This window comes from Pseudobutyrivibrio sp. MD2005, assembly GCF_000621865.1.
GTDB lineage: Bacteria > Bacillota > Clostridia > Lachnospirales > Lachnospiraceae > Pseudobutyrivibrio.
The window spans coordinates 15287-38628 of record NZ_JHXE01000016.1; the positions used below are offsets into that span (position 1 = coordinate 15287).

Genomic DNA, 23342 nt, shown 5'->3' on the forward strand with positions numbered 1-23342 from the left:
GGCTCCAGCGCTGTACACGTGGGGTGATTTTGCGAATATTGCTGCTTTTTCTTATGGACCAAATTTATGCATCGCACATGTGTCTTGTTGCGGAATGAACTGTTTGAAAAAATGTGTGGATGGGGCGAACACTTTTATACCTACAAATATATTTTAAAAATCTTTGCAGTAACTTGGGCTCATATTACATTTGCTAAGAAAAATAACGAAGCAGGTTTTGCATATATAGGTACCGTGCTCCATGCAACGTCCTGTTGCTTACGCACTTGCGCCGACGTCCGTGTCGGCGCATACCTATATATTGCAAAACCTGCTTCTATTTTTCTAAGCGCATTCCAAAATCGCCCAAGTTACCTGCAAAAATTCTTTAAAATATATTCATTAAATTCTTCTAGTGTTCACCCCTAGACATTCATTTTTTCAAACTGTACAGGCCTGCAAAAGACACATGTAAATAAAAGATGCATAAATGGTCCATTAGAAAAACGCAATATTCATGCAATGCCCCACGTGTACAGCGCTGGAGCCAGCAGGGGGAGGGGCCTTGCAGGCAATAAAAATAAGCGGGGCCTGCGGCAGCCTAGTGGGGCGGGGCTAGGCTGAGCTTTGGTGTAGGGGCCTAAGAGGGCGTGGAGAGGTTTTTGAGGAAGCGGGTTAATAAAAAAAGCATTATGTGGTATAATGCTAGTTAAGAATGTAAATGTCTTGAGGGGAATGGTTGTAAAATATGAGGATTAGACCGATAAATAAGGAGAGAGTAATGTCTACAGACGAAAAAATAGCTAGTATATCTGCTTCATTCGCAATGGAAGATATGATATTGACACCACAGGAGATAGAAAGAGGCAGGATGATACTCTCAAACGAAGTTGATGTTGAGGATGTAGTTCGAGAGATTACATCAAGATATGTTTCAGTAGGATAAGCCTATGATGGATGAATATTACCGTTATGAGTACGAAGATAACGGTCAGTACTGTTATCCACACACTCATATCTTGAAGAACAAACTTGATATCCACGATAAAGAGGAGCTCTTCAAAGTTGAGCAGGAGCTTAGTTCAGCGCGGTATTTTGAGATTATCAAGCGTCCTATTCCTGGGGATTTTTCGTTGCAGCATCTTCAAAAGATTCATAAATACCTTTTCCAAGACATATACGAGTGGGCGGGGGAAATCCGCACAGTTGATATTTCCAAGGGCACCATTTTCTGCCTGACACAATTCATCGAAATCGAATTTAAAAAAGTACAAGAGTGGATAATTCATCAGGATTATCTTATGAATGTGGATAACAAGGAGGAAATGGCAAAGAAGCTTGCATATCTCATTGGTGAGATAAATATGATTCATCCTTTTAGAGAGGGGAATGGTAGAGCTCAGCGAGTGTTTATCGAGTATATTTGTAAGAATAGTAATCATTTCGATATAGATTTTTCGAGAACCACTAAAAACGATATGATTTTGGCGAGTAAAGAAAGCTCAGTGCTAAATTATGAGCCATTTGAAGAGTTGCTTTTAAAGTGTTTGGTGGATAATAAATAGTTGATAATTGTAGGACCTAAGCGGGATTGAAGGATTTTGCTTAGGTTTTTTTCTGCCAAAAATTCCAAGAGGGGTGAAGTAAAAAATATATTAGCCGAAATAATTATCGTAACAAGTATTTCGAGGCAAATATTTTAAGAATGGAGAAAAAGATATATGGTCATTCAACATAATTTAAATGCTAGCAATGCTAGCCGCATGTACAATATCACAAATTCATCCATTGGAAAATCAAGCGAAAAGCTTAGTAGCGGTTATAGAATCAATCGTGCAGCAGATGATGCAGCAGGGTTAACAATATCAGAAAAAATGCGTAAGCAAATCCGCGGCTTGGATAAGGCCTCAACAAATGCTAGCGATGGAATCTCTATGGTTCAGATCGCTGATGGCGCCTTGGAAGAAGTGCATAGCATGCTTCAAAGAAGTAATGAGCTTGCAGTACAGGCTTCTAATGGTACATTGTCAGATAGCGATAGAATAAACATCAACGAAGAAATTCTAAAGATAAAAGACGAAATTAATTCGATTACCAAAAAGACTAAATTTAATGAGCTTAATGTGTTTACTGAGGATGGATATATGCCAAATCTAAAGAGCATTTCTGCAACAGCAGGCTCAGAAGGCGCGGTAAATACCCTGGCTGGCAAGATAAAGGATGAATTCTTTCCAAATGCCGTTTCGCAGATTTTGGAATCATTCTCACCTCTTGGAAATACTATTAATACACTTGCGGCCCCAGATAAATCGCCTTATTATACAACACTTTCAGTGGATTATATTGATGGCGTGAGCAATAAACTGGCATATATGCAGGCATCATTTAGCATGGGTTCCCCAGTGACTTTTGCTGCAAGCTCATTGCTTATGAAGGTCGATAAGGATGATTTCCCATCAGTAAATATGTCTGAACAGCAGCAGACTTTACTTGAATCTACAATAGCACATGAGACTATGCACGGTGTAATGGATGTGGCATTCCCTGAAAGAATGTCTCAGTCGAATCCATCAACCAGCTTCCCACTTTGGTTTGTGGAAGGCACAGCACAGCTTGCAGGAGGCGGATTTACAACAGGTTGGAATAATAGCTTATCGAACACTGTAAAGAATTTGAGCAACGCAAATGACACTAGCTCAGATAGCGCAATATCAAATTATCTGAAGTCAAAGACAGTAGAAACAAATGAGTATGGCCATGGATATTTGGCAGCAGCCTATGCTTCATATCTAGCCGCAGACGGAAATGATGTTTCAGCAAGCTCAATAGCAAGCGGCGCAAGCAAAATATTCCAGTCTTTCTTAAATGATAAAACTAGTAGCTTTAATAGCGTAATGAATAGTGCTGTAGGTGTTTCTGCAGATAGTTTAGTTGATCAAATCAATAATGGTAGCATTACAACTCTTAAACCTGGCAAGGCTAGTCCTACTGAATTTGTAAGAAGGCTTGCATACAATAGTTTGGGCGGGGCAGGTTCTGTAATTACAGGCGATTTGAAGACAGGCGGATCATCAATCTTAGGAGAGACTGCAGTAAATGATGATCAGCCTATTATGATTAACAACGTAGAGACATCATACAATGAAGTGGCTGTAGAAGGCGATTCAGCAGCAAATGTAGTCCTTCAAATCGGCTCTGATAGACAAGATGAGAATAAGCTTGAAATTAAGCTATTCAACATGAATTGCGATGCTCTTTCAGTAGGTAATACAGATGTATTAACAGAAAAAAGAGCAACATCAGCTATCGATGAGTTTGGCAAGGCAATCAAGCTCGTCAGCGGTGTAAGAAGCTATTTTGGAGCAATGCAAAATCGCCTAGAGCACACCATCAAAAACCTCGACAATGTAGTTGAGAACACAACATCAGCAGAATCTCGAATTCGTGACACAGACATGGCAGACGAAATGGTATCTTACTCAAAGGATAGAATACTTGCACAGGCAGGTGAGGCAATGCTTAGCCAGGCAAACGCAAACGCCCAAAGCGTAATGGCTTTATTACAGTTCTAAAGTGAATAACAAAATAGCTCTGCTTCCTCTGAGGCAGAGCTTTTTTTACGGTATATTCACAGAAATTTCATAATAAAAACGGGAGTTGTCTGTAATATTAATAATAAGAAATTCCGATATGGAAATTGTAGTGGTATAGCTATGTTTATTTTTCGTTGGAAAAAACAAGAAAATGCCCTACGAAATCAAAAGAAAGTAGTTAGAAATGGGGATCTAACAAAGGGGAAATGGCCTATGAACAACCGTGTGAATTTCTTTAAAAGATTAACAGCATTCTTACTTGCTATGTTGCTTGTAACGTCAATGATGGGAAATGATTTCTCATCACTGGCGGACGAAGACGTAGAATCAAGTACGGAGGTAAGCGAAGAGTCAGCTGCATCAGATGATGGTGGAGCTGCTGAATCTGTGTCTTTTGAATCAGAACCAGCAGCAGACCCAGAGCCGGCAGCTGAGCCAGAGCCTGTAGTTGATGCAGAGCCAGCGGAAGAACCAGGCGAAGAGACAGGTGTGCCACAGGACCCAGCAGATCCAGAAATCCCTACAGATGTTGTAGATTCCCCAGCTGATACAACAGAAGCTACAGAAGATACAGTAGAAGGCCAGACCTCAGTAGACCCAGAAAATATAGATAATCCAGAAGTAGTAAATCCAGATGAGATAGAGCAGCCAGAATTAACAGAGGAAGAGAAGAAGGCATTAGAAGAAAAGGAATTACTTGAAAAGCTAGAAGAAGAGGAAAAAGAGTGCGACCATAGATGGGTATATGTTTCAAATAATGATGGAACACATACAGTTAAATGCGAAGAGTGTGGCGAGGAAGACCGCACAGAAGATTGTGAATTTGAAGAAGGTGTCTGCATTCATTGCGGATATGAATTGTTAGAAGAAAAAGAATGTGAGCATGAGTATGAGTACGTTTCAAATGACGATGGCACTCATACAAAGCGATGCATTAAATGCGGCGAAGAAGTCATTGAGGACTGTGAATTTGATGAGGACTGGGTATGTAAGTACTGCGGTTACGAAGATATGACCCTTACATATCAGAGTGTTTCAAAGACAATCCATGGTGTAAAGGTTACTGTTTCAGGTGAAATGCCAAGAAACTCAAGAGTAACTATCTATACAAAATCTTTAAATAAGATTAATGATATCGTAAATGAACAGTTGGAAGAAGGTACATTTACAGCCTTTGAAGCCTTTGATATCAATATTTATGACCGTCATGGAGACAAGTATCAACCAGCGGAAGATGATAACACAGTAGAAGTAACTTTTGAAGGTGTAGAAGAGCTTCCAGATTACGAAGATGGTGAAATCGCAGCCTTCAGAATCGAAGATGACTATGAAACTGTAACAGAGATTGACTGTGATGTTTCAGGAGAGAATGTATCCTTTGATGCAGAACATTTTTCTACATACGCAACAGGTACTATTTCAGGAGGAAATTATGTATCACTATCTAGTACACAGAAGTTTGCATATATAGGTCAGGGATCCGCAAATTATACTGTAATAACAGGTACAAAATTCTACACTAGATACACAAATACTGGTAGCACAAAGTTTACAGTAGAATTGCGTAAGAATCTCACATCAAACACAGACCCATTAAGTGGCGAGCTATTAGCAACTCAGACATATACTATGCCAAATGTTGCAGCAGGAGATTATGAGGTTGATGTAGTATTTGATAGCATTAGTGGAGTCAATGATAAAGGACTACCAGATGGAACCATTATCAATGACAATGCCTATATTACAAAGGGTAGCTATTATTCTGTAGTTGTAAGTATGGATAATGCTTGCCAGATTGGATATGGCAATGGCAATATCGAGACCTATCTTACAAATGCAACAAATGTATGGTCAAGTGGTTCATACAATGGAATCTTCGAGGAGGTTTCAGAAACATATACGGACATAACTGACACATACTACATTACAAAAATTCAGGCAGCAGATGCAGCAGCTGATGGAAATGGAGCATATCACTATGCAAAAGGCGATACAGATAAATTTACAGCAACATTATCAAATCCATCAGTTGAAAGAACTATTACATGGACATCAGGAAATGAAAACGTTGTAAAGATTGATGCGGATGGTAACATGACGGCAGTGGGCCCTGGTACCACAACCATTACAGGAGATTATAACAATAAACCTGTAACTGTTACTGTGCAGGTACTTAATTTCTATATTGGTGGTACGGAAACAATAGGGGATACTGCGTCACTTAATCTTACATATAATGGTGAAGAGCAGACACCGGCAGTTATCGCATATTCAAATGCTTCAAGCTCCACAGTAGATGTAAACACAAGCTATTCAGATAACCAAAATGTAGGAAAAGCAAAGGTAACAATTAAGTACACAGTTGATTCAGTATCCACATACACATATGAAAGATACTTCAATATTGAAGCCATTGATATAACTGCAACTGGCAGTGATGGTAATACTGCATTTCAGAATGCAGATTACACTATGTCAGGCAATGAAGTTACAGCAGTAACAAATGTTAATAGCAATGGAGCAATCAAAGTAGGTGATAAGCTAGTAACGCCGGTATTCTCTACTAGTGATACCACTGATTTTACAGTAGATGTAGTTGAGCCTATCATAGCTACCACAGGAATTTCATATCTTATGACAATTACTGGTAAAGGAAACTTTACAGGTAGTTTCAGCATTACAAAGGCTATAACTGACACGGATGTTTCAAAGCTATTTAAAGTGTCACTAAGTGATGATTCAGCTTTATTAACGGCTACATATAAGGCAGAAGCATATACTCTCACTCCTACAACAGAAGGTTGGAGCGAAGTAACCTTCTATGATATGGATGACAATGTAGTCAATGAAATAATCACAGAAGAGACTGCTGAAGTAAAGATTTATAACAAAAATGACTTAACTACAGAAGATGCAGTTAACGCAGGCGTAAAGACCATCGTATTTACCATGAAGAACACCAGTGGCTACACTGGTAGCTTGTCGTGCGATTTCACAATCGATAGAGCATCTTTAAAGAATACAACAATCACATGGACAGGCGGCAAGGGTGATTATAAAGATCAGTTCTATAGAGATGAAGAGATTGTAGAAGGCGAAGATTACACACTTAAATTTAATAGTACAGGTGTTGTTATACCAACAACTGATTATAAGGCCAGCTTCCCAGATGTAGATGTTGACCTTGGTTCCTATGCAAGAATGATTCTTTCAAATGAGGGAACAAACTTTGAAACAGATATAACAAAAACAGGACAGTATCAGATAATCGCAAAATATGATACTGATTTGGAAATCAGAATTACTGGAAGTTCAGGTAAAGGAACAGCATCCAATAATTATGCAACAGGATATAAGAAGACTTTTGATAATACAGAGGGAACTCCAAGTATTTATGCATATCTTCCAGGTATAGGTCCACTTACAAAGGATGTAGATGTAACAATTGAAGTATTTGATAATGAAGCATGTACACAGGCTGTTTCTAAGAATGTAGGTACAAAATATATCAAGATAGCTCCAGTGTCTACAGGAAGTTATAAGGATTTTGCTACAGTAGTAGGTACCTATACAGTAGTGGCATGCCCAATTAATAGCTCAAAAGTAAAGGTAACTAAGCCTTCATCAACTACAAACTATACATTTACAGGCGATGATATCACTCTTAAGTGCGCAACAGGTGATAGCGATGCAAGCACATCTGATATTGTTATTAAGTATGGAACAACAGGATATCTTGTAAAAGGCACAGATTATGATATCTCTTATACAAATAACTACAATGTAGGAAAAGCATCTTACATTATCGAAGGTAAGGGTAATTATAGCGGTACTCTTAGTGGTAGCGCATATAGCTTCAATATCACACAGGAAGAACTATCGATTACTGATACACAGAAGGCATTTGCCAAGGTATTAGCTAATACATACGACCCAATTTATGATGGAAATGATAAGACTCCAGATGTTGAAGTAAAAATCAACAATACTAATATCATAAAACAAATTGATCCTAAGAATAACGGTAAAGCAAACTATAGCCTTTCATATGCAAAGAATAAGAATCAGGGAACAGCTACAGTAACAGTAACTGGTCAGAACAACTTAAAGGGTGAAGTAGTGCTTACTTTCCCTATTACAAGTAACACTGAAAGATACACAAATATCATAATAGCTGAGACATATACTGCAACACCTGTACCTGGAGGTGAAAGTGAATCAGGTGGAGTATATACAAGAAGTTATACAAGCGATTATATTGCAACATTCACAGGCGGTGAAGCTAGACCATCTATAAAAGTATATTCAAAGAATAATGCTGAGCTTAAATACGGTGTAGATTATGGTTTAGACTACTACAACAATGTCAATGCGGCTACTTATACAGTAGGCAATACTACAACCTCGCCTTACGTAAGAGTTACAGGTATAGGCAACTATGCTGGAAGTGATGCGATTATATATTTCTCAATTCAGAAATGTACTATCACAGAGGATATGGTCACTGTTCCTGAGTCTTATCCTTGGATAGATGCTAGTACTAAGGTAAAGGCAGAGCCAACCGTAACCTACAATGGCAAGACATTAGCAGTAGACACAAACTATACAGTGGACTGCTATGATACTTATGAATCTACAACAGATAATACAGAGCTTACAACTACAGCAGGCACAAAGTATGTGGTTGTTAGAGGTATTGGCGATTATGACGGTGAAGTAGTAAAGACTTACAAGGTTGGAACAGATATTTCAGAAGCACTTGTAAGAATTAAAAGCGCATATTACTCAACATCAAACGAGGTATTTATACCATCGGCTGGCACTGATATGGCAGTTGCAAACACATCTTTGACAACACCGTTTGATGTGACATGGAGATATAATAAGGCTCCTATCATTGAACTATATGATACAAATATGCAACCAATCAGTACTACTTACATTGCTTCAACAGAGATATCTAGTACATTGGGGGGACAAAATCCAGAGACCTTCCCAGCGCGTGTCACAAGTGCAATAGATGATATTAACTACAATATCGTAACTTACAAAGTGACAGCAAGTGGAGAAGGCGGCTTCTACGGCTCAACAACAGTTAAGTATAGGATACTTCCTCAGGATATAAAGACAGTAAAGCAGGAGGATGTTCCTGCTGATAGAATGTACTTAACTAAGACTGAGTTAAGCCAGTCATATACAGGTGAAGAAATAAAGATTGAACCTACTTATATCTTTACATATGGTAGTGCAACAAGACAGACAACAGTAATAGAAGGCTATTCATGCAAGCTTAAAGGCGGCACAGATTTCACACCATATCCTGTAAATATAGGAGTAGATGCAAGCACTACACTTAAAGAGCAGACTATCTCAGGTATTGGAAACTATACAGGTACTGATACGCTCCATTTTGAAATTAAAGAGGGCTATATCGATGTATATATTGATTCAATAAGTGATGACACAAAGCTTGCTACAACAGATGCAGAGAATAATCAGTATGAAATCACAGGAGATAACTTCCCTAAGTATACTTATACTGGGCAGGAAGTTAAGCCTAATATCATATTTACAAATGCCAGTGGCGGAGTACTTGCTTTAGGCACAGATTATACTATTACATACAAAAACAACATCGAGCCTACAGATGGAACAAGCATGGCATCTGCAACCATAAATATCGAAAATACTAACTTTGCAACAAAAAGTATTGTAGTGAACTATAAGATCCTTCCTAACACACTAGAAGGATTTACAGCAGTGCTTGGAAATGAAAACTGTATAGATTATGCAGCAGTAGCGTTGACACCTGCAGAAATCAAGACGCAGGTTGAGACAGGCGATCTTCCACTTGTAGTATCTTCTGGAACAAAGACACTTACCAGAGGAGAGGATTATGAAATCGTAGTAACAAACGCAAGTACAGAAGCTGCAGTATTAGCGGAGATAAGAAAGCAGTCAGAGTACGCTAGCGAAACATCAACAAGTGGTGCTAACAGTGCGCCTTCTTACAAGACCGCCAACTGGATTTATCTGAAAGGATTAAACACATATAGTGGCTATCTGAAGGCCAACTTTAGTATTCAGCTTGATTTAGGCTCTGCTTATGCGGAAGTTACTATGCCACAAAGAACATACAGATTAAATGGTGATGGAACACTTGCAGAGTCACTTAATCCAGTGATTAAGTATGTCCCTGTAGACCCAACATCAGGTTATACAGAAACACTTAGCAACACAACTACACTTCCTGATAGCACAACCGTATATAACTACACTATTAAAAGAGATAGAAATGGCCTTCCAGGACCAGATCCAACCTTATCTCTAGTGGGACAGTATGCATGTAAGGGAACAGCAGAAAATCTTAAGTACATCGATACAACAGGTACTGCAGTTAACATTTGCTTCCTTGCAGATTTGCAATACTATGGGGCAGACGATATCAGTATAAAGAACGGTACAGTCTATGCTTATACTGGAGACGTAATACAGGTAGAAGTAGTAGGTGATGTTATAAGTGGCGCGACCCAGGCACCGGGAGTTGAGTTTGAAGGTGATTATGTATTAGAGTACTACAAAGCAACAGATACTGCTAATAAGACAGATGCAGTGGAGGTAGGAAAGTGGTATGTAGTATTACGTGCAAGTGATAATAGTGACTACTTTATACCTAATTCAAAGACTAATACGGAAGCAATAAGCTTCACTATTAAGTATGATCTAAACAAATGTACATTGAGCTTTATAAACGATGCAGGTCTTCCAATTACCTCTGCATCATACAATCCAGAGAAGCCATTTGTATTTGCGGATCATGCAGTTATTAAATTTGAAAAAGCAGATGGTACATCAGTTACAGTATATTCTCCAGAAGCGGAGGGTGTAGGTTATGTTGGATTCTCGCCAGAATCACTTTCAAAGATAACAACAGATAGGGAAATTACAGCTGTGCCATCGCCATCACCAAACGATTACTGCATGAATAAGTGTACAGCAAACTTTTCTATAACAGGATTGGATATAAACACATGTACAGTCACATTAGGCGGAACATCCTTTGATTATACAGGTTCTGATATTAAGCCTACAGTTACAGTAGAACATCCAATCAATGGAACTCTTAGAAATAATATTGATTACACTGTTACATATCCTAAGGATGCAAAAAATGTAGGAACAAAGACTGTGCTAATAGCAGGTATTGGAGCATATTCAGGAGTAGTATCTAAGGAATATACCATTAACCCTGTAACCATTACACCGGGAATGGTTTCACTGGCAGCACCTGTATATTATGCTGGACCGGGGGTTGTTGTTAAGCCGAGTCTAGTAATTAAAAATGGCTCAGATATACTTGATGAAGGAACAGAGTACATCGTTACATATCCAGACAGTAATAAGACAGCACGTGAAGATGCTTATGTAACAATCAGTCAGGGTACAAGTGAGAACTATCTTGTTCCTAGTCCATTCAATTATGTATTTACTATCAACAAACTGGATTTGAGGCTGGCAGACAACGTAACAATCAGCCCTGACAGTGCAGAATTTAATGGTGGCACAGTTAATCCTTATGATGTTGTTACAGTGACACTAGGCGATGTCACTCTTGTATCAGAACAGGATGATGCGACAAACTGTGATTACACAATTGAGGTATTTAATGCAGCAAATACAGCTGAGACTGAATTAAAAAGCCAAGGCTCTTATATCCTTAGAATTCGCGGAGCACATAACTGTGATGAAGAGACTTACATTGAGAAGGACTTTAAAATCACATCACGCTCATTAGAGGATAATTACCATTATTACTATGAGAATGGTGATGACCCAGGATTTAAAGGCTTATGGAAGTATGATTCTACAAATGTTCGGTACGAGACCAGAGGTGTTAAGAAAGAAGCTAATGGCTCATACTCTAATGAATGTTTGGTAATTTATGTATACGATATTGTTTCCCTTGATGACGGCGATACACCAACAGTTGTTATCTACGACAAGGGTAGAAAAGATGACACAGACTATCGATTAAAGGATGAAGAGTTTACAGTACAGCCATTTAGAAATACAGAAGCTGCTTCTGCCGAGTGGAGTAAGACAAACACAGTAGATGAAAAGGGTGGAAGACATGCTACAGCAGCTGCCACATCACCATATATTGAAATCACAGGAAATGGTGATTACGCAGGAACAATCAGAATCCCATTCAATATTGGTGTAAACCTTAATACCATTACAGATTTAAGCGTTGTATACACAATGTCAGGAGCAGATAAATCTACATATACTTATGTTCCTGATAACGCAGATACAGTGGCATGGAGCTTCAATGAGTACAATGGAGTGGCACAAAAACCTTCTACAATTACTGTAAAGCAGGGCAATAAAACACTTCCTAAGAAAGCATACACCATCAGCTACACAGATGGAGATGGTGATGAGGATTCTTCTATTGATGCAGGCTACAAGTATGTAGTTATTACAGGTAGCGGCGACTATTGCGGAACTATTAAGCAGAAGTATGCAATTAATAGAAAAGCAATAACAGCTATAGGTGGACCATTTGATACTGATGTAATGGAGACAGATGGCGGAGAGCTTACATTCAACTTTACAGGTGTAGCGCAGCCATTTACATCAGCAACAGCAAAGACACACCTTGTAGATACAGGCTTATTAACAGAAGAGGAAGCTGCAAATTATGTAGGATACTATTACAGCATTTACAACGGTATTCCAGTGGAACCTACAATTTCTGTATGGGATAACACTTTAAAGACACCAAAGAAGATAGATAGCAATGAGCTTAAATTAGATTACCCAAATAATGAAACAGTATCTAGCTTTGAAAATGGTGAGCGTAACCTATATAGCTGGGTAACAGTTGAGTTCCAGGCAACTGGTGCTGATGCAGGCAACTTGAACAAAGCAGGCGGCAACTACTATGTACCGGATGCAGCTATTAGCTATCAGATGAATTACATAATTATAGCTCATGATATCGCCAATGACTTTGACGTAAGATTCATTAATGGCACAGATGGAAATAATTATAATTATGATTCTGGTAAGCCAATCACACCTGAGATTGAGGTAACAAATGAATCTAGCAAACCACTTACCGAAGGTGTTCACTATGAAGTAAGCTATGGCACTAAGAAAATTAAGACTGTAATAAGTGGCGAGGAAACAGAAGTTACAATACCTGGTAACATCACTCCTGGTGTATCAACCATAACTGTTACAGGTATCGGAAACTATAGTGGTGAGAAGACATTAGATTTCTATATTTGGGGAAATCTTTCACAGACAGACACCTATTATATAGATGATAATGGCAATTTTGTAGCAGGTAATGGAGACATTCCTGTACAGCAGTACACAGGCACTTATATCACCACTGGAGACCCTAGAGTATACTTGGCTCTTCCATCACAGAACAGCTTAAATTACGATGCTATTCTTACCTATGATACAGAATACTTTGTGCAGAACAAGAAATCTGATAACAGTTATGTTGTAGATGCATGGGTAGAATATGCAGGTAGAGCTAGTGCATACTGGTCAGGCACAAAGACAGTTGCATACGATATTGAGTACGATTTAAATAAGGTAAAGGCTACTAATTATGAGGATTGGTATTATTGGACAGGAAAGCCTATAGAGCCAGCCTTTGGCGTAAGCATTCCTACAGCAACTGTTACTGGTGTAACTTACAAGCGAAACAGTGCATCAACAACAGACACAACAAGCATCGGTACCATTGAAGCATCTGTAGCATTTAAGATTGGAAATGAATCTGGAGTAACAAAGGCTACATACGAAATCAAGCCTAGACCTATTTCTAAGTGTACTGTTGTATTTAACAAGTCCAACCAAAGATATACAGGAAAGGCCTTGAAGCCAGCCTCTACAGTATTTATCCAGTCTAGCAACCTTAAGACAGGCGAGTCACAGACTACAAATCTTACTGCAGGTACTGATTACAAAGTAGATTATGGCAACTACATTTACAACAATGGCACGGGCTACATCACATTAACAGGAAATACAGAAAACATAGTAGGCACAACAACAGAGAAATACTCAATAGTCCTCCATCCAGTTGCCAACCTTAGAGTAACAGAAAACACAGGCGATTCCCTCACAGCTCAGTGGGTAAGCGACATATTCTCTAATGGAACACAGCTTCTGCTTCAGGAATATGATGCAACAAGCAAGACCTATAAGACAGTACAGCTTGCAAATGTAGGTGGATTAACAGGCAAGAACACATTCACAGGCTTAAAGGGAAGCACAAAATATCAGATAGTAGCAAGAGCATTTGCAAATTCTGTAGATGGAACACCTGCAGATGGTAAGATCTACAGTGAACAAGTATCTACAGAAGCAATCACAGATATTGCTACAAAGGATATTACAGTTACAAGAACATCTGCTACAAAGGCAAAGATTACATGGACAGAAACAAAAGACATCGTAAGCTACTACATCTACAGGGCTGAAGATGAAACTAGCGAAGGCAAGGTTATCGCAATCGTTCCAGCATCAACAGGCTCATACACAAATTCTAAGCTTACAAGCGGCGTAACCTACTACTACCACATTGATGGTTACACCTACATAGATGGTGTTTGGACCAGAGTAAATTCATCTGTCCACAAGCCAGCCGTAGCACCATAAACTCAAAACCCAAAGACCAGGGGGCCGCAAAGCCCTCTGGTCTTTTTGCGCTGAAAATAGTAACTTTGCGTAAAAACTGTGAAATGAGTTTGCAAAAGGCATGTACTTGTTTAAAATAAAATTAGGCATAATATATTCCTTTGGAGAAGGACGAATGATGTATGGGGAAGAAGAGGTTTATTATTGGCGGGTTTGAGTTTGAGACTCGCTACGAGTACAGGGCGGCACAGGAAGATGTAAAGAAAATTGAGTGCATCAATGAGGAGCTTGATATACAAGATCCAGAGGTTGCGCTGCGCCTTTATAATGATATTCGCGATGGGATTATTACCTTTAGTAGTCCTATTGGTGCCCAGTATACTGAGCATGTAGCTGACATAGTGGCTAATAAGTCAGCAGGTCTTTTAGATGATAGGGAAATCATTGAGGAGGCAGCCACAAAAGCAAAAAGTTCTAGGCGTCTAGGCCTAATGTTTGTCACAATTGCGGTTGTCCTTGTGGGCGTATTTGTCACGGTAGAGGTAAGGGATATACTTGAAACTCGTCGTATAGCAAAGCAAATTGCACAAAGACAAGAGCAAATTTCTAGTCAGGACACTAATAATTCACAAAATAAAGTTAATATTAATAATAAAAATGACGATATAGATTCTGTAGAGAACTCAAATAGCGACAATCTTGATGAAAATGGGGCTAAATCTAGCGATATTACAGAGGATTTAATAGAGAGTCCATGGGATACAGATTATGCCAAAGATGATAGAGATGTTCTACCAGAGCTTCAAGATTTGTACCAGCAAAATGGCGATTTTGTGGGAATCTTAAATGTGGTTGATACCGATATCAACTATCCGGTTATGCAGTCCCCAAGCGAGCCAGAATACTACTTGAGAAGAGATTTCTATGGAGCAGATAGTACAGCGGGTACTTTATTCGTCGATTATCGATGCGATATAGTAAATCCTACTACAAACACCATCATTTATGGTCACAATATGCGGTCAGGGACCATGTTTGGTGGGCTTAAGCGATACTTAGATTACGATTATTATCAGTCGCATAAGACGATAATCTTTAAAACTCTATATGAGGAGCAGGAATATGAAATTGTAGGGGTTGGCTTATCAGCGGTAGGCTATGACGATGATGACAGCTACAAGTATTACAATTTCATCAACGCAGTCACAGGCAGCGAGCTCCAGGAGTTTTTAGATAATATCCAAAGTTTATCGGTCTACGACGAGACAATAGATATTGCAGCTACAGACAAGATATTGACTCTTAGCACCTGCAACTCTTACACCGAAGATGGACGAATGTTTGTTGTGGCCAAAAGGGTCAAGTAACTATAATCATAACACTGGAATTCATAAACTTGGATTTTAAAGGGTGGATGCTATGGTGAAGGTGAAAAAGGGATTTTTGAAAAAAACAGGATGTATTCTTATTAGCGCATCTATAATTCTGACTGGAGTTACGTTCTTTGGTAGCTCAGTTTCTGAAGCAGACCTTGATGAGGATATCCAAAATGAAGAAGTAATTGAACAGCCAGCAGAGGAGCCTGCGGTAGATGTTCCTGCCACTGAAGATGGACAAGACACAGTGATAGAGGGAGAGCCTGCTGCGGGGGAGACACCAACTGTGGAGGAACCAACCGAGGAAACTAACCCAGAAGTCACTACGCCTACAGATGAAGTTACAACTCCAGAAGTGACTGACCCAGCAACTCCTACAGAGACAGTAACACCTACAGAAGAAACACCTACGGAAGAAACACCAGAACCTGCTACAGAGGAAACAACTACCCTTGAACTTAATCCTGAGGAGCTTGCTCTTGCAGAGCAGCAGGTATTAATGGCACCTATGATGCTTCTCGCATCACCAAATAGTACAGATACAAGTGAGGAAGCTACCTATGAAGGTTCTACATTAGTATATGTTCCTAAAGGAGCAGTTGGCGACGACCATAGTTTTACACTTAGGAAAGGAACAACAGCGATTGCAGCAGGTGCTTTTGATGACAGTGATGTTGTGCATTTGGTAATACCAGATGCCACATCATTAACCAGTATTAGTAGATCTCAGGGCCCGTGGACAGAGAGAACACTTTATATCACTTGTCCTAACGATGAGTTTGATGCAGATTTAGAGATAGTAAAGTTTGTAAACGACATAAATACTAGTGGCGCTATTATACTTGCATTTGGCGATGATGATCCAAGTGGTGGCGATACCACAAAGTATACAATTACATTCGATTATCAGTTAATGGATTCAGCAGGTACGATTGTTACTACAATAGAAGGGGCAAAGACACAGACAGTAGAAGAAGGCACCACACCAAGCGCAAATGCCGATTCAAGCTATACATTTGGCGGTACAGTATATACTAGAGTTACGGCTTCGGACCCTTCATTAAGCCCAGCTACAACCGATGCAAAATATACATATACTTTCCAAAGCAGTAGCGTAGTTAAGAATTATACAATTACAATCGATTATCAGCTTAATAGTTCGTCAGGAAGCAAAGTAACAGATGTAACTGCTGAAACACAGACAGTAGCAGAAGGTGTAACACCTACACACAATGCACCTGCTAGCTATGATAAAGATGGAACAACATACTACCTAACAACAAGTCCTACATTTGTAGCAGCCACAGCTGATGCTACATATACATACGTTTACACAGCATCTTCAGGTGAGACAGTATACACAATCCAGTATCAGTTACTTAATGGTTCAGGTGATGTAGTGGTTACACAGGCTATCACAACCACAACAGACCCATCAAGCTACACACCAATTAGCAACTATACATATGGAAATGTGACTTATGCACTAAAGTCAGCTACACCTAGCATTTCTGGAACAGTTTACACCTACATCTATCAGGATCCTAATTCTGGTGGCGGTGGCTCCGGAGGTGGAGGTTCCGGCGGAGGCGGCTCTTCCGGTGGTTCGTCAGGTGGCGGTTCATCATCAGGCTCTGGCTCAGCAAAGCCTGTAAGTGATGCAGCTAAAGGTAATTTTATTTATCAGATTATCGAAGGTGCAGGACAGGTTGTAGGTCAGAGTGATGGCGCGGTACGCATCGTATGTAATGGCCCGGTTGAGAAACTTGCCTACATCATGATGGATGGAAATATTGTTCCTAGAGAGAACTATACAATAGCATCTGGTTCTACTATAATGACACTTAATAAAGACTATGTTGCAAATATGGCTTTAGGTGATCATGCAGTTCAGTTCCAGTACACAGATGGTTATGCTATGACAGGCCTCAGGATTGTCAGTGGCGCAACAAAGACCACTACAACAGTTACCTATAAGGTAAGCAGTGACGGTTCAATTTCAGCAGGACACGTTAAGGATACTACTCCAAAGACAGCTGATGGATTCGATACCAGATATCTACTTTGCCTTGCAATATTCCTACTTGGAGCTGGTGCAATTCTAATGAGCAAAGAAAAGAGACTAGAAGCTATACTTGCAGGAGCTTATGATGAAGAATAAGGGTAGGAGAAAAATATGATATTAGAAACTATTATTTATGTGGCATTAATAATTACATTGTTTGCTGTATGTGATAATAGATTCTCAAGGAGATACTATGTCCCATTAAAGGTGGTGTGTAGCATCTCCTTTTTGATAATCTTTTTATTGAATCAGTTTTACAGTGAAAAACTAGGTCTATTGATTTGGGCATTACTTGCCTGTTTTGTAGGCGATTTGCTAATGGGCCTTTACAATACTTACCTGCGAAAGCAGTTTATGGTCTTAGGCACAATTGCTTTTATGCTTGGCCATGTGGGATTTTTGAATTACATGTGCAGAATAACAGATAAGACTAATGTGCTTGTTTACATCGCACCAGTCGTACCATGCCTCATTTTTATCGGCATGAGAAAATGGTGCCATTTGCATATAGGTTCTCTGATGGTGCCTTGTTTAATCTACTGTTATTTCGTGTCCATGACAGCATTAAAGGCCATCGAGTGTGGACTCAATGGCCTTCCTATACTAGGTGTTGCCGGAACATTGTTCATAGCAAGTGATTTCACTATTCTGTTTTTGTATTTCTATCATTTTAGTAAAAGAACAAATAAGAGAATCGTTCACTATATCAATCTCGCAACATACTATATTGCAATTCTTTTATTTATCTACAGCTTGTAAGCTTGGTTATTCAATATAGCTTACAAATACGTTTCCGAAGGATTCGAAATATTCGCTGGCTTCTGTGATGCCCATCTTTGAGTTTGAGCTTGTCATCGGATCGAAGTATACGATAGAACTTGCATCATATCCGACGATGAGCACTGCAGAATCTTCGCCAGTGTATGCATATACTGGAATGCCTTGGCTGACATAGTAAAGCACCTGGTCAAGGCTTGCACCAGTCAAATCTAAGATATCATAATCCTTTAATGTCTTTGAAAGGATTGATATAGGGGTTTCTCCCGATTCTAACAATGTATGAACCTGTACGTTTTCCCCAGCCTGAACAAGCATAGCTGAAAGTGCTCTGGCAGAGCCTGAGGCCTCTGAATCACTTGAGCCTACTGCAATACCGGTGATTGCATTCTGGTATGATTTTCTACCGCGTTTCCAAATATATTTAGGTGTGTTATCAAGCACTATTCCCATGTTTTCATCTGAGCTTGCGATAGCTGAAATCAAATCGTCAGTAGCGAGAGTAACAGTACTTCCAACGTATACATAGTACTGTGTTGAGCTTGTAGCAGAAGCAACAGAAACACTTCTGTTGGAATCAGCTAAAACAAGACCGGTACGGTCGTAGGATACGTTGCCAAGCTTTTCATCTTCATCTAAAGGTGTCATTGTAAGGGTGACTATCTGCTGCTTTACATCATCCATCGCGACACTCAAATCAACAGCTTTGTTTTGTTCACCAGCGCTATTTTTGATAGTATCTTCGGTTGCTGCTGTGATGATGCCCTCTCCATCAATTTGAATTCTAGTAAGGTAGATTGTGTAGGAATCGATGGCTGCGTCAGTGATATAGTAACCATTCTTCTGGTAGCTCATAAGCTCTCTGCCTGAGCCAGAAGAGATATCAGCGATTGTTAGCTTATACATTGGATAAACAGTTGAGCCGGCACCGTCTGTGGTAATATCACTTTCTCTTAATGTGCCGTAAATTAAATCGTCATCCATAAAGGCTAGCGGCTTTAATAGCTGACCCTCCCCAGCAGTGATGTCGTAGGAATTGCCGGTCTCCAAATCCATAATGTGAATTGAATCTGACATAGTATCCTGATCCATCCAAGCCAAATATCTGCGTGAGCTAGAAACAGCATATTGGTCGTTATCGAGGCCTGTCATAACTTCTTTTGTGGTAAGCTCATTTAGAGACATGTAAAGAAGTGTACCGTTAACCATAATGTAGAACTCATTATCCGCTGTCTCATATAAAAGGTCAGAGAAGTTGGCATTTAATATCTGATAAGAGCTTGTGGATGTAATAAACACCTGCTCTGTAGATGTATCTTCGATTGCATCGTAGTGATAAAGGTTAATACCACATTCTCCTTCGTGGTTGCCAGAATTCATGTAACCGTAAACTACGAAATCCATAGTGCCGGATTCATCGATGTTAAGAAGGAGAATCTGGTGCTGATTGTAGATTGAACGTGTATCGGTAGGGTCGTCTATAAAGCTAAATACCTGCTTAAGTGAGCGGTCGGTCTGGCTGTATTCATATAATGAACCGTTCTGTACAAATGAAACGATTGTACCTGTTTCATTTGAAAGATACTGAAGATTAGAATCAGTAATTCCTAGGTTGAGTACATTATCAGTAAATGAAACTGAAGTAGCATCGAGAATCTGCTCCATAGTTCTATCATATGAAAGAAGATAGATTCTATCAGCGGTGTAGCGCACACGATAGTTTTCGGTGCAGGTGTAGTACTCGTCACTTCCATTATTATCTCTTGAAAGCAAATAAGATAATGAAAGGCTTACATAGTCGGTGCTGATATCTGTTAAGGCAACATGTGTATCGCCTACCTGCTGGCCGTTAAATGTGCCATAGGATATAAGTGAAAGATTTGAGTTGATTGTAACGTGGCTTAAATCATCACTTGTAGATAAATCAGGCTCGATATATGTGGCAAGATCAGTAGCATCATCAGAAAGAGCTGTATTGTGGAAGTACTGAGCAAAATCCAAAATCTCTTCCTCGTGACAACCATCTGGCTGCATGATACGAGTATAATAGTAGATATTTTCATCGCCGCTAGAAAGAGTAATAATTAGAAGATATTCCTCGTTCTTTTCGATAAGATTCTCGGCCTGGAAGCTTGTGGTAATGATGCCATCCTTTTCGGTGTATTCAAGCTCGTTATTGGCGATGTTTCGCTGTGTATCCAGCGAGCGGATTTCGTAGGAAACCCCATCGATAGAATACTTTTTTGAATCTATAGAAAGAGAAATATTACGCTGAGAGTCAAGTGGAATTATTGCATCTCGCATATATGCCGGGTCCATCTCAGATACATAGCCGTGAAGCTCAGTGGAAGCGTCACCTAAATAATTTACATATACAAGTGGTAAAGTAGGAGATGCCTGAGAGGAGATTTCCTGTGTTTCGGTAATGTTAGTGACAATCTCGAAGAATATAATAGAAACAAAAAATACCACAACTAAAATGACTGCACGCTTGATAATTTTGGTAGGTATTCCCTTTTTATAGAACTGTAGCTTCATATAAACTCGCTTTCTTGCTTAATTAAAAATATAGTGTTATAATCCGTAGGAAATTTTGATTTGAATTAATCGGTTATTATTCTAACACTATTTTTTCATACTGTCTTAGGTTTTACGGAGGATTCATGAAAAAATTATTTTCAAAGATAAAAACAGGCATAGGCCTGCTTGGAAATATTATAAAAGTTCCATTTATTAAATTTGCAAATTCAAAGCTGGTTCAGGGCTTTTTAAATAGTAAGATCTATAAGACCTGGCTGATGCTTTGGGATAAATACGCATTTTGGATGCACATTCCACTGGCGATGGCCATCATATTCTTGATGGAATGGCTATCGAGACACTCATTTACAGCGGCATGCGGGTTTGTCATAGATCACACAGGACCATTTTTATTTAATGCCTACTGTGTATTTGTAGCATTATCCATTGTATTCCTTAGTAAGAGACGAGGCTGGTGGCGAGTATTCATCAGTATGTTCTTTATCATACTTGGAATAATAAATAGCGTCATTCTGTTGAATCGTGTTTCACCATTTGGATATACCGATTTGTATATGATAAGCGATTTGCTGACAATGCAAGATAGCAACTACTTCTCAGCAGAGGAGGCCATGCTTTCAGTAACGGCCCTTGTGATTTACATTGTCATAATGGTGCTCTACATGGTAAAAGGTTCTAAAAAGCAGGACCCTAAGCCAATATGGCAAAGAATATTATTAGTAGTTGCGCTGTTCGCTTCATTATATCCATCCACAGTATTCCTTAGAAGTTCCGGTATTATGACATCTTACTTCGGTAACTTGGCACAGGGATATTTAGATTATGGTTATTTATACGGCTTTTCTACTTCTGTATTAGACCGAGGAATGAATCGTCCATTTGGATATTCCGAGAACAAGATTGATAGCATATTAGAGAAGGATGCTTCTTATGTTAAGACACTTGAGATTCCTTCACAGGATGCATCACAGCCAAACATTGTTGTAATATTGCTTGAGTCATTCTACGATGTTTCAGAGTCGGATTTCCTTGAGACTAGCGAGGATCCAATCCCATACATTCACTATTTGGAGCAGAACTACTCAACAGGTCACTGTATAGTTCCAGTAGTTGGTGCAGGTACATGTAACTCAGAGTTTGAAGTACTTACTGGTATGAGCTGTAGCTTCTTTGGACCAGGTGAGTACCCACAGAAGACTATCATTAAGGAAACAGATTGTGAAAGCTATGCGGATGTTCTTCATGACGACGGCTATAGCACACACGTAGTTCATAACAATGGTGGTAACTTCTATTCAAGAGCTAACGCATTCTCCATGATGGGCTTTGATAGCTTTACATCTAAGGAGCTTTTAGATATTACAGATTACACACCGCTTGGCAACTGGCCTACAGATGATATTCTCATCGATGGAACATTAGATGCCATGGACTCAACTCCAGAAAGCGATTTTGTTTACACTATCACAGTTGAGGGACACGGTGCTTACCCTACATATCAGGTAGAGGAAGACCCAGCAATCAAAGTAAACGCTGTTGGTAAGACACCAGAAGAAAACTGGGCTTGGGAGTACTACGTTAATAGAATTTATAACGTAGATGACTTTGTTAAGAACTATATCGAAGCACTTGATGCCAGAGGAGAAGACACACTTGTAATTATGTTTGGCGATCATCTTCCTACAATGGGCTTATCAAGCAGCGAGGTTGCTACAGGCGATTTATACAAGACAAAGTATTTCACATGGAATAACTTTGGTATGGAAAAAATAGATAAGGATTTGGCTTCATATCAGCTTGTATCAGAGTTCTTAAATCGTCTTGACATTCATAATGGAAATATAAATGCTTATCACCAGACTGCAATGGCTAATGGCGTTCAGTATGGCACAAGCGAGTATATGAATGATTTAAAGATGCTTCAGTATGATATTCTCTACGGAGATCGTTATACATACAAGGATGGCACAAAATACGGCCCATCAAACCTTACAATGGGCGTTAATGATGTAGTAATAGACAGTGCATACTTCTTTAACGGAAGGCTGCATATATACGGTGATGAATTCACCAAATGGTCAAAGGTATTCGTCAATGGAGAGCAAGTCTCCACCAAGTACGAATCCGGGCAGGTATTGTCCATAAAGGCTTCCGATATATCAAACGGAGATAAGATAACCGTTTGCCAGATGGGTAGCTCAAATACCGTATTTAGAGAATCAAATGAATATGTCGTTTATGATCCGAATTACGTGGAAGAGGAAGAAACTTCTGAAATAGAAGAGGATGCTTCTGGAGATGGAGATGCTGATTCGGAAAGCGAATAAAAAAAGAAGGCCACATCGC

9 protein-coding genes are annotated in these 23342 nt (G+C 39.3%); 8 read left to right on the forward strand and 1 reads right to left on the reverse strand.

Translation table 11 applies throughout. The features are described from left to right. Window positions 1-760: 760 nt before the first annotated feature. The 7 genes from T498_RS16730 (at window position 761) to T498_RS0107265 (ending at window position 18437) form a co-directional block, all read left to right on the forward strand. Window positions 761-925: a hypothetical protein gene (locus T498_RS16730; RefSeq protein ID WP_155951035.1), complete on the forward strand. Its 165-nt coding sequence runs from the start codon at window positions 761-763 to the stop codon at window positions 923-925. 4 nt (window positions 926-929) lie between these two features. Further along, on the forward strand, window positions 930-1544 hold the full coding sequence (locus tag T498_RS0107240) for a Fic/DOC family protein (protein WP_051524659.1): 615 nt from the start codon (window positions 930-932) through the stop codon (window positions 1542-1544). A 156-nt stretch (window positions 1545-1700) separates the two neighbouring features. After that, window positions 1701-3551 (forward strand): flagellinolysin, encoded by a 1851-nt coding sequence (locus T498_RS0107245; protein WP_028235328.1) that lies wholly within the window; start codon window positions 1701-1703, stop codon window positions 3549-3551. A 234-nt stretch (window positions 3552-3785) separates the two neighbouring features. Beyond that, entirely contained in the window at window positions 3786-14258 is a 10473-nt protein-coding gene (locus tag T498_RS15225) for an Ig-like domain-containing protein (RefSeq protein ID WP_036978091.1), read from the forward strand. Window positions 14259-14419: 161 nt separating this feature from the next. Next, window positions 14420-15604, forward strand: coding sequence for a class B sortase (locus T498_RS16190; RefSeq protein ID WP_051524660.1), 1185 nt, complete (start codon window positions 14420-14422; stop codon window positions 15602-15604). 52 nt (window positions 15605-15656) lie between these two features. Next, window positions 15657-17774 carry a hypothetical protein gene (locus tag T498_RS0107260; protein ID WP_028235329.1) on the forward strand — a complete coding sequence of 706 codons (2118 nt, stop codon included), beginning with the start codon at window positions 15657-15659 and terminating at the stop codon, window positions 17772-17774. Between the two features lie 15 nt (window positions 17775-17789). Further along, entirely contained in the window at window positions 17790-18437 is a 648-nt protein-coding gene (locus T498_RS0107265) for a lysoplasmalogenase family protein (RefSeq protein WP_028235330.1), read from the forward strand. A 6-nt stretch (window positions 18438-18443) separates the two neighbouring features. On the opposite strand, the gene T498_RS0107270 is transcribed toward T498_RS0107265, so the two are convergent. Continuing rightward, the gene (locus tag T498_RS0107270) at window positions 18444-20993 is read right to left on the reverse strand and encodes a hypothetical protein (RefSeq protein WP_051524661.1); all 2550 of its coding nucleotides are present in this window, start codon (window positions 20991-20993) and stop codon (window positions 18444-18446) included. Window positions 20994-21118: 125 nt separating this feature from the next. On the opposite strand from T498_RS0107270, the gene T498_RS0107275 reads away from it, so the two are divergent. Next, entirely contained in the window at window positions 21119-23323 is a 2205-nt protein-coding gene (locus T498_RS0107275) for an LTA synthase family protein (RefSeq protein WP_028235332.1), read from the forward strand. Window positions 23324-23342: the final 19 nt, after the last annotated feature.